The 11873-nt window shown below is 56.5% G+C and carries 14 protein-coding genes; 9 read left to right on the forward strand and 5 right to left on the reverse strand.

Annotation, left to right across the window (positions count from 1 at the left end):
- Positions 1-46: 46 nt before the first annotated feature.
- Genes coaE through AC0V6Q_RS11575 form a run of 4 tightly spaced genes read right to left on the reverse strand, consistent with a single transcriptional unit; the run spans position 47 to position 2938 of the window.
- Positions 47-649, reverse strand: a complete 603-nt coding sequence (coaE, locus tag AC0V6Q_RS11560; RefSeq protein WP_486168527.1) for a dephospho-CoA kinase — start codon at positions 647-649, stop codon at positions 47-49.
- Complete coding sequence (gene aroE, locus AC0V6Q_RS11565) at positions 646-1509, reverse strand: shikimate dehydrogenase (protein ID WP_486168528.1); 864 nt, start codon at positions 1507-1509, stop codon at positions 646-648. The genes coaE and aroE overlap by 4 nt, the downstream gene beginning before the upstream one ends.
- Positions 1506-2096, reverse strand: coding sequence for a Maf family protein (locus tag AC0V6Q_RS11570; RefSeq protein WP_486168529.1), 591 nt, complete (start codon positions 2094-2096; stop codon positions 1506-1508). Before AC0V6Q_RS11570 ends, aroE begins: the two co-directional genes overlap by 4 nt.
- Positions 2093-2938 (reverse strand): pyruvate, water dikinase regulatory protein, encoded by an 846-nt coding sequence (locus AC0V6Q_RS11575; protein ID WP_486168530.1) that lies wholly within the window; start codon positions 2936-2938, stop codon positions 2093-2095. The genes AC0V6Q_RS11570 and AC0V6Q_RS11575 overlap by 4 nt, the downstream gene beginning before the upstream one ends.
- 332 nt (positions 2939-3270) lie before the next feature.
- On the opposite strand from AC0V6Q_RS11575, the gene hemE reads away from it, so the two are divergent.
- The 5 genes from hemE to AC0V6Q_RS11600 all read left to right on the forward strand — a co-directional run bounded on the left by hemE (position 3271) and on the right by AC0V6Q_RS11600 (position 7142).
- Positions 3271-4287, forward strand: a complete 1017-nt coding sequence (gene hemE / locus AC0V6Q_RS11580) for a uroporphyrinogen decarboxylase (RefSeq protein ID WP_486168531.1) — start codon at positions 3271-3273, stop codon at positions 4285-4287.
- A gap of 5 nt (positions 4288-4292) precedes the next feature.
- Positions 4293-4745, forward strand: a complete 453-nt coding sequence (locus AC0V6Q_RS11585) for a CopD family protein (RefSeq protein WP_486168532.1) — start codon at positions 4293-4295, stop codon at positions 4743-4745.
- 261 nt (positions 4746-5006) lie between these two features.
- Entirely contained in the window at positions 5007-6272 is a 1266-nt protein-coding gene (gene rho / locus AC0V6Q_RS11590) for a transcription termination factor Rho (RefSeq protein WP_486168533.1), read from the forward strand.
- A gap of 40 nt (positions 6273-6312) precedes the next feature.
- The gene (locus tag AC0V6Q_RS11595) at positions 6313-6705 is read left to right on the forward strand and encodes a BLUF domain-containing protein (RefSeq protein WP_486168534.1); all 393 of its coding nucleotides are present in this window, start codon (positions 6313-6315) and stop codon (positions 6703-6705) included.
- 8 nt (positions 6706-6713) lie between these two features.
- Positions 6714-7142, forward strand: a complete 429-nt coding sequence (locus AC0V6Q_RS11600) for a hypothetical protein (RefSeq protein WP_486168535.1) — start codon at positions 6714-6716, stop codon at positions 7140-7142.
- On the opposite strand, the gene AC0V6Q_RS11605 is transcribed toward AC0V6Q_RS11600, so the two are convergent.
- On the reverse strand, positions 7129-7563 hold the full coding sequence (locus AC0V6Q_RS11605; protein ID WP_486168536.1) for a nuclear transport factor 2 family protein: 435 nt from the start codon (positions 7561-7563) through the stop codon (positions 7129-7131). The two genes, AC0V6Q_RS11600 and AC0V6Q_RS11605, sit on opposite strands and share 14 nt — an antisense overlap.
- Positions 7564-7675: 112 nt before the next feature.
- Here AC0V6Q_RS11605 and AC0V6Q_RS11610 point away from each other — a divergent pair, with 112 nt between their 5' ends.
- The 4 genes from AC0V6Q_RS11610 (at position 7676) to rsmG (ending at position 11862) form a co-directional block, all read left to right on the forward strand.
- Positions 7676-7945, forward strand: coding sequence for a DUF6489 family protein (locus AC0V6Q_RS11610; RefSeq protein ID WP_486168537.1), 270 nt, complete (start codon positions 7676-7678; stop codon positions 7943-7945).
- Positions 7946-7990: 45 nt separating this feature from the next.
- A complete protein-coding gene (gene mnmE, locus AC0V6Q_RS11615) occupies positions 7991-9277 on the forward strand; it encodes a tRNA uridine-5-carboxymethylaminomethyl(34) synthesis GTPase MnmE (RefSeq protein WP_486168538.1) in 1287 nt (428 codons plus the stop codon).
- A 96-nt stretch (positions 9278-9373) separates the two neighbouring features.
- Positions 9374-11227, forward strand: a complete 1854-nt coding sequence (gene mnmG, locus AC0V6Q_RS11620) for a tRNA uridine-5-carboxymethylaminomethyl(34) synthesis enzyme MnmG (protein ID WP_486168539.1) — start codon at positions 9374-9376, stop codon at positions 11225-11227.
- Entirely contained in the window at positions 11224-11862 is a 639-nt protein-coding gene (gene rsmG, locus AC0V6Q_RS11625; protein WP_486168540.1) for a 16S rRNA (guanine(527)-N(7))-methyltransferase RsmG, read from the forward strand. Before mnmG ends, rsmG begins: the two co-directional genes overlap by 4 nt.
- Positions 11863-11873 lie beyond the last annotated feature (11 nt).

Below are 11873 nucleotides of genomic sequence, written 5' to 3' on the forward strand. Positions count from 1 at the left end.
GCCCATCAGATGGATAGCGCAAGGGCTTAAGATTGAGGGCTTTGGATCAAGCGGTGAGCACCTTTATGAGCGCGCGCACCTGCTCTTCGGTTTCTTCAAGACTTACCCCGGTGTCGATGACATGATCGGCGCGGGCACGCTTCTCTTCATCGGGCGTTTGAAGACCCAAGACATGCTCAAATTTCTCAGGCGTCATGCCGGGCCTTGCAAGGACCCGCGCGCGTTGGACATCGGCGGGGGCAGAGACCACCACAACATGATCGACCATGGCATGACCACCGCCTTCAAAAAGAAGCGGAATGTCGAACAGGATCAGCGGCGTTTTGGCATGGTCTTCGAGAAATTGTGCGCGCTTAAGGCCCACTGCAGGGTGAACAATGGCCTCCAATGCTGCCAGCTTTTCCTTGTCGGCAAACACCAGCTTGCCCAAGGCATCGCGGTTTACACCCTCCGGGCCTGTTGACCCGGGAAAGGCCGCTTCGATGGCAGGAACCAGCTCGCCGTCAGGCCCCTGCATTGCCCGCACCTCGGCATCAGCGTCAAAGACAGGGATGCCAGCCTGCTCAAACATAGCGGCTACGGTTGATTTGCCCATACCGATAGAGCCGGTGAGACCGATGATCTTCGGTCGAGAAGAGCTGCTACTCATTTGGTCAAAATTTCCATTAGTTCAGCATCATATTCGCGAGGGGGCGCCGCGCCGAAGAATTTCTCGAATGCGGAGGCCGCCTGTCCGATCAACATTGCAAAGCCGTTTATCGTCTCGTGCCCGCCCTTGGTTGCAGCTTGCAGGAAAGCTGTGTCCTTGGGGCTGGTCACAATATCATAGACGACGCTTCCCGGCGGGGCATGGCTCCAGTCAAAGGGAAGGGGGGGACTGCCCGTCATCCCCAAAGGCGACGCGTTGACGATGATATCAAAGCATTGATCCCGGTCATCGAATTCAAAATCGGTGACTTGCGCAAAATGATCGAGGGAAATCGCATGATGTTCGCCTCTTGGTGCAAGTTCATCCAGCAAAGCGCGCGCTTTTTCAGGATTGCGTCCGGCAACGACCAATGTGAACCCATGATCAGCCAAGCCTGCGATAATGGCCCGCGCTGCCCCGCCTGTGCCTAGGATGCGGGCCATTCGAAACAAATGCTGTTGCCCGAGGGCCGGGCGCAAGGGCTCAAGAAACCCGTCTGTATCGGTATTGTAGCCGACAAGCGCGCCGTCCTTGGCCCGAACCACGGTATTCACCGCGCCCAGTTTTCTGGCTTGAGGATGAAGCCGGTCCAGCAGCGGGATGATCGCCTGCTTGTGCGGCATGGTGACGTTGCTGCCAATCCAACGCGGGTCAGTTTTTGACGCAGCGATATAATCGGTGAGCTCATCGGGGGTCACCTGAACGCGTATGTATTCCCCCGCAATTCCAAGTTTATCGAGCCAGAACCCGTGAATAAGCGGCGATTTGGAATGGGCGATCGGATCGCCGATTACATGCGCAAGCGGGGTCTCAGAACTCATGCGACGAGAACGCCCTGGTCGCGCAATGCTCCCAACGCAGCGAGAAGCGGCATACCCAGAACGGTAAACTGGTCGCCTTCGATGCTCTCGAACAGTTGAACCCCCATGGCCTCAATCCGGAAGCAGCCGACGGTGTAGCCGATTTCAGGCCATTCTGCATCAAGGTAGTGCTCGATGAATTCGGCCGACAACTCACGTACTTTTAGTCGCGCGCAGTCCTGATGGCTCCATTCGCACCCACCACCGCGCACCAAAGCGGCCGCGCTGTGCAATTCGATGGTCTTGCCCGAGAAGAAAGTGAGGTGCTCACGCGCATTTTCGCGCGATGTGGGCTTATCGAAACGCTCGCCATCCACCACAACAAGGGAATCGCTCCCCAACACGATGTGTTCGGGATAGCTCTTTGCAACTTCAGCCGCCTTGGCGACGCTTAACGCCTCGGCAATCCCGGCTGGAGAAGCGCCATTCAAGCTTTCCTCAATCGCGCGCTCGTCAACATCGGCTGGCACCGCCTCATAGGACACACCGGCAGCATCAAGCATCGCCCGGCGCGAGGCCGATTTGGATGCGAGTATAAGTTTGGTCATATCGGCTTACTCAACCCGTCGACCTGACGGTCTTTGCGCTGGCGTTCCTGAACAAGGCGGATGATTGCGGCTGCACTTTCCTCGATTGAACGGCGGGTCACATCAATCACCGGCCAGCCATTATCGGCAAACATACGGCGCGCAAATGTCAGCTCGTCCTTCACCTTGTCATTGTCGACGTAAGAAGTTTGTGTACCTTCATTCAGCGACAAGAGGCGGTTGCGGCGGATCTGAACCAGCCGTTCGGGCGCGGTGGTAAGACCAACCACCAGTGGGTGGCGTAGACCAAACAGAGCCTTTGGCGGCGGGCTTTCTACAACCAGCGGGATGTTGGCGGTTTTGTACCCGCGGTTGGCAAGATAGATGCTGGTCGGTGTTTTAGAGCTGCGCGATACGCCGGCAAGCACGATATCGGCCTCTTCCCAGTTCTCCCATCCCACGCCATCGTCATGCGCGATGGTAAACTGGATAGCGTCCACGCGTTTGAAGTAGTCTTCATCCATCAAATGCTGACGACCGGGCCGGCCGTGGGCTTCTTGACCCAATTGCGATTCAAGCGCGGCGGTGACCTGATCAAGAACAGGCACTGCGGGAAGGCCAAGATGCCGGCAATGCTCCTCCAGCCGGGCGCGCGTTTCAGGATTTACGAGGGTAAACAGAACAAGGCCTGGATTATCCGCCAAATCAGGCACAATCCGGTCCAGATGTTGGCGCGAGCGAACCATCGGCCAGAAATGCCGGCTGACATCGGGATCATCAAATTGCGCAAGCGCTGCTTTGGCGATCATTTCGAGAGTTTCGCCCGTGGAATCGGAGACTAAATGGAGGTTGAGGCGGCTCATAGATCGATTCGCGAGTGGTCCTGATCAGCTTGTGGACAGAATGCTGCATAAACCACGGGAGAGAACCGTCGACAAGCTAGGGACAGTTTTTCGTGCCCGATACGGGGCTTTTCCTGAAGATATTTGTCTACGGATTTTCGCGAATGTGCACAGGCTGGGAAGACTGGGGATAGAAACCGCTTGACCAAGAGCCCGTGGGGATTCGCTATGTGTAAATCCTGCTGGACCTTTCGGGTTGTATAGGGGAAAGTACGGTAATTCCCGGTATCCACAGGGCCAACAGACTCCATCAAACCTTTTATAATTATAATTTATTTGTTTAGAGGAACGCCATGCCTGGTCCATTGCTCGAAACCCTGAAGGGTAACCGCCAAGAAACCGCTCCTGTCTGGCTCATGCGCCAAGCGGGTCGATATCTTCCTGAATATCGCGAACTTCGCGCCGAAAAAGGTGGCTTTCTCGCGCTTGTCTACGACAGCGAGGCCGCCGCCGAGATTACCGTGCAGCCAATCAGGCGGTTTGGTTTTGACGGGGCAATCCTGTTTTCCGATATTCTGATTGTCCCTCACGCAATGGGACAAGGGTTGGAGTTTCTGGCAGGCGAGGGACCCAAGCTCTCACCCACTTTGCTCGAGACGCAGCTTGATAGCTTCACAGCGCAGTATGAGCGGTTCGATCCGATTTACGAGACTGTGCGGCAAACACGCGCGCAAATTTCCGACCAAGTGACAATGCTCGGTTTTGCGGGCTCTCCGTGGACGGTTGCGACTTACATGGTGGCTGGCGAAGGATCGAAGGATCAGGGCAAGACGCGGCTTCTGGCCTATCAGCATCCGGAGCGGTTTCAGGCGATCTGTGATGCCATTGCAGATGTTTCGATCACCTATTTGCGAGGCCAGATCGACGCTGGCGCCGAAGCGGTGCAGCTGTTCGACAGCTGGGCTGGGACCCTTGCCCCTGACGAGTTTGAACGCTGGGTGATTGCACCCAATGCAAAAATCACCGCGGCGATCAAGGAAAGCCACCCTGACACGCCGGTGATCGGTTTTCCAAAAGGCGCGAACGAGAAGCTCCCTGCCTATGCCCGCGAAACGGGCGTTGATGCGGTTGGTCTTGATGAATCGCTTGATCCCAATTGGGCCAATGCAAACCTTCCCGAAGGCATGCCGGTGCAAGGCAATCTTGATCCGCTTCTGGTAGAGGCTGGCGGCGAAATGTTGCCCAAACGCATCGAGACTATTCTCAGAGCTTTCGAGGATCGCCCCCATGTGTTCAATCTGGGCCACGGCATCGGCCAATTCACCCCGATAGAGCATGTCGAAGCACTACTGAAAGCGGTGCGGGGCTGATTGTCATGCAAGAGATGCTTTTGACGATCTATCCATGGCTGACTGTGGGCCATGTCATCTTCATGGTGTTCTGGATGGCGGGTCTCTTCATGTTGCCGCGCCAGTGCATCTACATGCATGATGCCGCCCCCGGCTCACCCGAAGAGGCCTTGTGGGCGCACCGTATGGGCCTTTTGCGCAAGATCATCCTAACGCCCAGCCTGATCATTGTGTGGGTCCTTGGCCTCACACAGGCCGTTGCGATGGAGATGTTCACGCAAGGGTGGCTGCACATCAAGATCTCGCTCGTGGTGCTTTTGACAGGTTATCACGGGTGGTTGACTGGCAAGACGAAGAAGATGGCACGCGGCGAACGACCTCTGAGCGAGAAAGCGCTTCGCCTGGCGGGTGAAATACCTGGCATTCTCCTCATTCTGATTATCGTCGTGCTCTATATTGGTCGTATTCATCTGGCCTGACAGAGCAGATTGCGCTTTCCTGGCGCGATTGATGGCCTTACGCGATTGATGGATTGACCCGGGCACTCCCAGGTCGTATTTCACTCTTCGCTCATCCGGTAGGCTTGCCCAGTTCATGGGCGGCCAGTCTGCTTTCTCCAAGCCCAGCCTTTCGTCTCTTTGAAGCGAAAAGGCGCCTCTTTCTCAAAAGAGGTACTGACAACCGGTCATCCCCTGGCGCACGAAATTCATGCGTCCTTTTGATTTGGAATATTGTTTCTCATGCATCTCAAAGACTTAAAAGAACGCACCCCGGCCGATCTTGTCGCCATGGCGGAAGAGCTTGGTGTCGAAGGCGCATCGACCATGCGCCGTCAGGACCTCATGTTCTCGATCCTGCGCGAGCTTGCCGAGGATGAAGAATATGAAGAGAAGATCATGGGCATCGGCACGATTGAAGTGCTGCAGGATGGCTTTGGCTTCCTGCGTTCACCCGAAGCGAACTATCTCGCCGGGCCTGATGATATCTATGTCTCGCCCAACCAGATCCGCAAATGGGGTCTTCGCACAGGTGACACAGTCGAAGGCGAAATCCGCGCACCCAAAGATGGCGAGCGCTATTTTGCTTTGACCAGCCTTAGCACCGTAAACTTCGAAGATCCTGATGCGGTTCGTATGCGGACCAATTTCGATAACCTCACCGCACTTTATCCGACCGAGAAACTGAGCCTCGATACGCTTGACCCGACGGTCAAAGACAAATCGGCCCGCGTCATCGATATCGTTTCGCCGCAAGGTAAAGGCCAGCGTGCCTTGATCGTTGCGCCTCCGCGTACAGGTAAAACGGTTTTGCTGCAGAACATAGCCAAAGCCATCACCGACAATCACCCGGAAGTGTTCCTGATAGTGCTTCTCGTCGACGAACGCCCGGAAGAAGTCACGGATATGCAGCGAAGCGTGAAGGGTGAGGTGATCTCCTCAACCTTTGACGAACCTGCAACGCGTCACGTTCAAGTCGCTGAAATGGTGATCGAAAAGGCTAAACGTCTGGTTGAGCACAAGAACGATGTTGTCATCCTGCTCAATTCGATCACCCGCCTTGGCCGCGCCTACAACACGGTTGTGCCTTCCTCGGGTAAAGTTCTCACCGGCGGTGTGGATGCGAACGCTCTGCAACGTCCAAAACGCTTCTTTGGTGCGGCGCGTAACATTGAAGAAGGCGGATCGCTCTCCATCATCGCAACCGCTTTGATCGACACCGGTAGCCGGATGGATGAGGTTATCTTTGAGGAGTTCAAAGGCACCGGTAACTCGGAAATCGTCCTTGATCGCAAGGTTTCCGACAAACGCATCTTCCCGGCGCTCGATGTGGGCAAATCGGGTACGCGCAAGGAAGAACTGCTGGTCGAGAAGGACAAGCTTTCCAAAATGTGGGTCCTTCGCCGCATCCTCATGCAGATGGGCACCGTAGATGCGATGGAATTCCTCCTCGACAAGATGAAGGATTCCAAGACAAACGAAGATTTCTTCGATACGATGAACCAGTAGGGCATCGCGGCTTGGACAGGGCCAACGGAGGGGCCGAAGCTTGATTAGTCAGTACGTATATATCAGCACTGCGCAGGGCCTTTCTCGTGAAGAGATCGACGCAATCCTTGATACGTGTGCGCGCAACAATGTGGAGCAAGGCATTACAGGTCTTCTGCTCTACAATGGTCGCAACTTTCTCCAACTCCTGGAGGGGGAGAAGGGCGCTCTTGACAGGCTGATGTCCACGATTGAGGTTGACCCGCGCCATGCCGGTGTTTCCGTTCTGCATAAAGGCGAGGTCGAGACGCGCGTTTGCCCTGATTGGGCGATGAAGCGGATCGCCATTGCCGAAGCCATCGAGGTTCGGCAACAGGGCCTCGAAGAGGAACTGCCAAGCGCGATTGAGCCTGGCATCCGCAAGCTTGTTCTGAACTTTGCGATGCTGAATTAGGACTTTTTGTGACTGATCTGGTCACGATTTCTATTGCTGTTTCGCGGGCTGAGGCACTGGTTGTTGCGTCCATGCTCGAGGGTTATGGCATTCCCGTACACATCGGTGGAGATCGACAAGGCTCGACCGAATACTGGTCGCAAGCTTTTGGTGGATATCGGCTCTGGATATCAGAGGACGATCATGTGGTTGCCTCTGAAATAATACAGCAATCCCGAGTACTGGATGACATACCAAGGCGAAGATTGCCGCGTTGGGCTCTAATCCGGTTTTTGTTGGTGTGGCTTGGTATCAAACTGGGCGTCCTTATCACAAGCTCGATTAGCACCAGCCTCCCAACACCTGTCTATCCGGTTGGTTTGGCGGTGTTGGACACATTCATGGTACCCGTGCACCCACAAGGGAAAGCTGACTACTTTCTGGTCAACCCTTCTTAAGCTGGGCCCCCATCATCTCCCAAACCTTGTTGACCGCTTGCAACGGGCGGACCATCACTTTGAAATCAATGATTTTTCCCTCATCGTCAAAGGTGATGATGTCGACACCGTTCACTTGAATTCCGTCCATGACAGTCTGGAATTCCAGCACGGCTGAATGGTCGCTAGCGACCTCGCGCAAGTATTGAAAACTGTCATTGCCAAGGGTCTTCCCCGCAGCAGAAAGATAGGCGGTTGTGATCTTGCGCCCCTCTTGCGGAGTGTGAACAACTGGAGAGTGAAAAACCACATCTTCGTGCAGGATGGACGTGAGCCCTTCGATGCTGCTCCCTCCGGCAAGAACCTCGTGCCAATGGGCAAGTCCGGCGATTGCGGGTGAAGGTTTAGTGGTGGAGGGCCTTGTTGTAGTGGTCTGGGACATCAAAATCTCGCTCGGCATAATCAGAGGCGAATCAAGCCTAGCCATTGCTCAGGGTTTGATGCAAACCCAAATGTGTTCTCAAAAAAGGGCGCGTAAACACAGGGAGAGTGTGATGAAGGTGAACATAGAATTTGATTGCACACCCCAGGAGGCGCGTGAATTCTTGGGCCTTCCCGATGTGACGGAAGCAAACAGCATGTATGTCGAGAGCATCACAAAAGCGATGAAAGGCGTTCAAAACCCTGCACAATTACAGGAATACGCCTCTGCTCTGGCACCTATGGGCCAAATGGGCCTCAAGATGTTCCAAAGCTTTGTCGAAGGCGGCATGCGCGGAGCCGGCGTTGGCGGCGGAAAATCCAAAAGTGGCGCCGACGATTGATCTTGATGCGGCTTAGGGCAGATTGCAGGGGCGAGTGTCATTGAAATGAGCGGCGACCTGCCCACCATTTTCGCAATTTCGAGCGGTGCTCCACCGGCAGCCATCGGTGTCATTCGGGTGAGTGGGTCCAGAGCCGGGGTTGCTTTGCGCGCTTTGACCGGACGCGATATTGATCCACGGCGCGCATCATTGGCCAAATTACGGGACAACACTGGTGAAACACTCGATGAGGCGCTTGTTTTGTGGTTTCCGGGCCCTGCGACGGCGACTGGTGAGGATCTGGCCGAGCTTCACTGTCATGGCGGGCGCGCTGTCCTCACGGCAGTGTGCGACGCTCTGGGGGCTATGGATGGTCTTCGTCCGGCACAAGAGGGCGAGTTTACCCGCCGCGCCTTTGCAAACGGTCGGATAGACTTGGCTCAGGCAGAGGGTCTCGCTGATCTGCTCGAGGCAGAGACCGAATTGCAACGCGCAGCAGCCATGCGCAGTGTTAGCGGTGCGATTTCCGATAAGGTCGAGGGCTGGCGAGAGCGTGTCTTGCATCTCTCTGCACAAATCGAAGCAGCGCTGGATTTCTCCGACGAGGATGATGTGAGCGAGCTGCCACCCACTTTTGCTCAGAATATAGATGAATTGGCCGCTTCGATCGAAGATTGGCTCACACGGCCGCGGGCCGAGCGTCTGAAGGAAGGTTTGCGCATTGTCCTTGCCGGACCCCCAAACTCGGGCAAATCTACGCTCTTTAACGCTCTGGTGGATAGTGAAGCGGCCATTACCTCTCCCATTGCCGGGACAACGCGCGATGTGATCGAGCGCAGTGTCGCGATCAAAGGGGTTCCCTTTGTCTTCATCGATACTGCCGGGCTTCGCTCCGAGGGGACAGACGAGATAGAAGCGATCGGAATTCGCCGCGCGAATGACGAGTTTGAACGGGCAGATTGCGTTCTGTGGCTGGGTGCAGAGGGCGAGGGACCTCAAGGCGCATGGGAGGTCGCGGCACGGTCTGATTGTGCAGACTTTGTCGCGAAACCTTCGGCCAGCCACCGCGTTTCGGCGAAAACGGGCGAGGGGTTGGCGCAGCTCAAGAACGCGTTGGTTGCTTTTGGCCGCGATAAACTACCGAAACCTGGTGATGCGGCGCTAAACGCGCGGCAACGCGAACGGCTGATCGAAGCTCATGAAGCGCTGATGTCTGCCAAAGCGCAGGGCGACTTTCTCCTCATCGGTGAGGATTTGCGCAATGTTCGCTTCGCATTCGATCGCCTGATTGGTCGCACTTCCACCGAAGATATGCTCGATGCGCTCTTTGGGCGATTTTGTATCGGCAAGTGATTGGGTGTGCTTGGACGACGCCAATTGTTTCACGTGGAACAGTTTTGAAGCATTAGGTCTTTGACGGGGCGGGGGTGAGTCACTATTTGGCAGCCCATGCACAATTTCGATGTTCTTGTGGTCGGTGGCGGGCACGCCGGTGTTGAAGCAGCCTGCGCGGCGGCGCGCATGGGTGCGCGCACGGCTCTGATCAGCTTTGATCTCGACGCAATCGGAACAATGAGCTGCAATCCCGCTATCGGGGGGCTCGGCAAGGGGCATCTGGTCTGCGAGGTTGATGCGCTCGATGGAGTAATCGGCCGTGCTGCCGATGCAGGCGCAATCCACTACCGCATGCTCAACCGCTCAAAGGGCAGCGCTGTTTGGGGCCCGCGAGTTCAGGCTGACCGCAAGCTGTTCAAAGCAGAAGTGCAGCGCATCGTGCGCGCGCAGGAAAACCTTACGCTCGTCGAGGGGGAGGCTGCTGCGCTTTCCTTAAGGGGTGGGAAGGTTGCGGGGCTTGAGCTTGGTGATGGCACCATCATTCACGCCGAGCGCGTAATCTTGTGCACCGGAACGTTTTTGGGGGGCATTCTCTTTCGCGGTGAAGAGCGTTTTGAGGGCGGGCGTATCGGCGAGAACGCCGCTGCGCGGCTTGCTGAGCAATTACGCGGCGCGGACCTCCCGATGGCGCGACTGAAAACTGGAACACCGCCTCGGCTTGACGGACGCACGATTGACTGGTCACAGCTTGATGAGCAGCATTCAGACGCCGACAATTGGACAATGTCCGCCATGGCAAAGGCGCGTGTTAATCGACAGGTCTTCTGTGCGATCACCCGCACAACACAGGCGGCGCACGATATCATCCGTGAAAACCTGCACCGCTCGCCGCTGTTCTCAGGCGCTATTGGTGCAGCAGGGCCGCGCTATTGCCCCTCGATTGAAGACAAGATCCACCGGTTTGGCGACCGCGACGGACATCAGGTTTTCCTTGAGCCCGAGGGTCTCGACACGCATCTTGTTTATCCCAACGGGATAAGCACCTCTCTCCCGGTCGATGTGCAGCATGATATGTTGAGATTGATGCCGGGCCTTGGTGAGGTCGAGATGGCTGTTCCGGGTTATGCAGTGGAGTATGATCACATCGATCCGCGCGCACTAACCCCTGATTTGCAGCTGCGCGCCATCCCCGGCCTATACTGCGCCGGCCAAATCAATGGCACGACAGGGTACGAGGAAGCCGCTGCACAAGGTTTGGTTGCGGGGCTGGAGGCTGCCGCTGCGAGCCTGGGCAAGAGCGCTCCAACGCTTGATCGGGCGAACTCATACGTCGCGGTCATGATCGATGATCTGACACTCCAAGGCGTCTCGGAGCCATACCGCATGCTCACATCGCGTGCCGAGTATCGCCTTCGCCTTCGAGCAAACAACGCGTCAACGCGGCTCACCCAGCTTGGCATCGATGCAGGCTGCGTCGGTGAAGAGCGGGAGAGGTGGTTCAAAGCCCGCGATGTTTCACGTGAAACAGTCAGCGCGGCCTTTGGCGTGAAGATCCATTCGCGCGAACTGGCAGACGCGGGTTTGAATGTGCGAAGGGACGGCGGCGAGAAGCCTGTAGAAGAGTGGCTCCGGCACGGCGGTGTGGACCTCTCGACGCTCGAGCCATGGCTCGAGGGTTTGGACGGTGTTGACCCCGATCTTGTCGCAGAAATGGCGGAGGATGCGGCCTATGCGCCCTATTTGGCGCGGCAGGAGGCGGAGTTGCGCGATCTACGGGCGAGCGAAACGCTCGGCCTTCCGGCGAATTTTCCCTATTCAGAGGTGCCTGGTCTCTCCAATGAAATGGTTGAGCGCTTGACCAAGGCGGCCCCGGTAAGTCTGGCGGCTGCAGGCCGTGTCTCTGGTATCACGCCGGCGGCGCTCTCTGCATTGCTTGTACATGCCCGCCGCTGGCAAAGCGCTGCATGAGCGAGCGCCAAATCCTGAGTAATGAAGCTGACGCGCGCGCATATGCGAAGAGCCTTGGCGGTGAAAAGGCTGGTGAGCGGCTTGAGCGCTATGCAGGGCTGTTACTCGAAGAGAACCAGCGTCAGAACTTGATAAGCAAGCCTAGCGAAGCGTCGCTTTGGGTCCGTCATATTGCTGATAGCGCGCAGCTCCTTGAGCATATTGATCCCGTTACCGGTGGTACCGACCAAGGACCCTGGCTTGATCTGGGCAGTGGTCCAGGGCTGCCCGGGCTTGTTATTTCGATCCTGCGCCCTGAGATGACAGTTGTGCTTGTGGAATCTCGCGGGCGGCGGGCGGAGTTTCTCGAGCGTTGCGTTGCAGAGCTCGGACTTCGCAAATGCACCGTTCTCGGCGAGCGTTTGGAGCGGGTTGAGCCCTTTGACGCGCGTGTCATTTCGGCACGCGCCTTTGCTCCCCTTGAAAAGCTCCTGCGTTTATCCTCACCCTTCTCCACAAAGCAAACCCGCTACCTCTTGCCCAAAGGCCGATCAGCGGCGCACGAATTGGGGAAGGCGAAATCGTCAATTCGGAGAATGTTTCACGTGAAACACTCGTTGACCGACGCCGAAGCAGGCATCATCGTGAGCAAATAGCTCTCGCGAGC

The sequence above is a fragment of the Erythrobacter sp. S227 genome (genome assembly GCF_057364925.1).

What these genes read in the sequence shown, in the direction of transcription:
- coaE (WP_486168527.1), bottom strand. Translation starts at nt 649, where the DNA reads ATGAGTAGCAGCTCTTCTCGACCGAAGATCATCGGTCTCACCGGCTCT.
- aroE (WP_486168528.1), bottom strand. Translation starts at nt 1,509, where the DNA reads ATGAGTTCTGAGACCCCGCTTGCGCATGTAATCGGCGATCCGATCGCC.
- AC0V6Q_RS11570 (WP_486168529.1), bottom strand. Translation starts at nt 2,096, where the DNA reads ATGACCAAACTTATACTCGCATCCAAATCGGCCTCGCGCCGGGCGATG.
- AC0V6Q_RS11575 (WP_486168530.1), bottom strand. Translation starts at nt 2,938, where the DNA reads ATGAGCCGCCTCAACCTCCATTTAGTCTCCGATTCCACGGGCGAAACT.
- hemE (WP_486168531.1), top strand. Translation starts at nt 3,271, where the DNA reads ATGCCTGGTCCATTGCTCGAAACCCTGAAGGGTAACCGCCAAGAAACC.
- AC0V6Q_RS11585 (WP_486168532.1), top strand. Translation starts at nt 4,293, where the DNA reads ATGCAAGAGATGCTTTTGACGATCTATCCATGGCTGACTGTGGGCCAT.
- rho (WP_486168533.1), top strand. Translation starts at nt 5,007, where the DNA reads ATGCATCTCAAAGACTTAAAAGAACGCACCCCGGCCGATCTTGTCGCC.
- AC0V6Q_RS11605 (WP_486168536.1), bottom strand. Translation starts at nt 7,563, where the DNA reads ATGTCCCAGACCACTACAACAAGGCCCTCCACCACTAAACCTTCACCC.
- AC0V6Q_RS11610 (WP_486168537.1), top strand. Translation starts at nt 7,676, where the DNA reads ATGAAGGTGAACATAGAATTTGATTGCACACCCCAGGAGGCGCGTGAA.
- mnmE (WP_486168538.1), top strand. Translation starts at nt 7,991, where the DNA reads ATGAGCGGCGACCTGCCCACCATTTTCGCAATTTCGAGCGGTGCTCCA.
- mnmG (WP_486168539.1), top strand. Translation starts at nt 9,374, where the DNA reads ATGCACAATTTCGATGTTCTTGTGGTCGGTGGCGGGCACGCCGGTGTT.
- rsmG (WP_486168540.1), top strand. Translation starts at nt 11,224, where the DNA reads ATGAGCGAGCGCCAAATCCTGAGTAATGAAGCTGACGCGCGCGCATAT.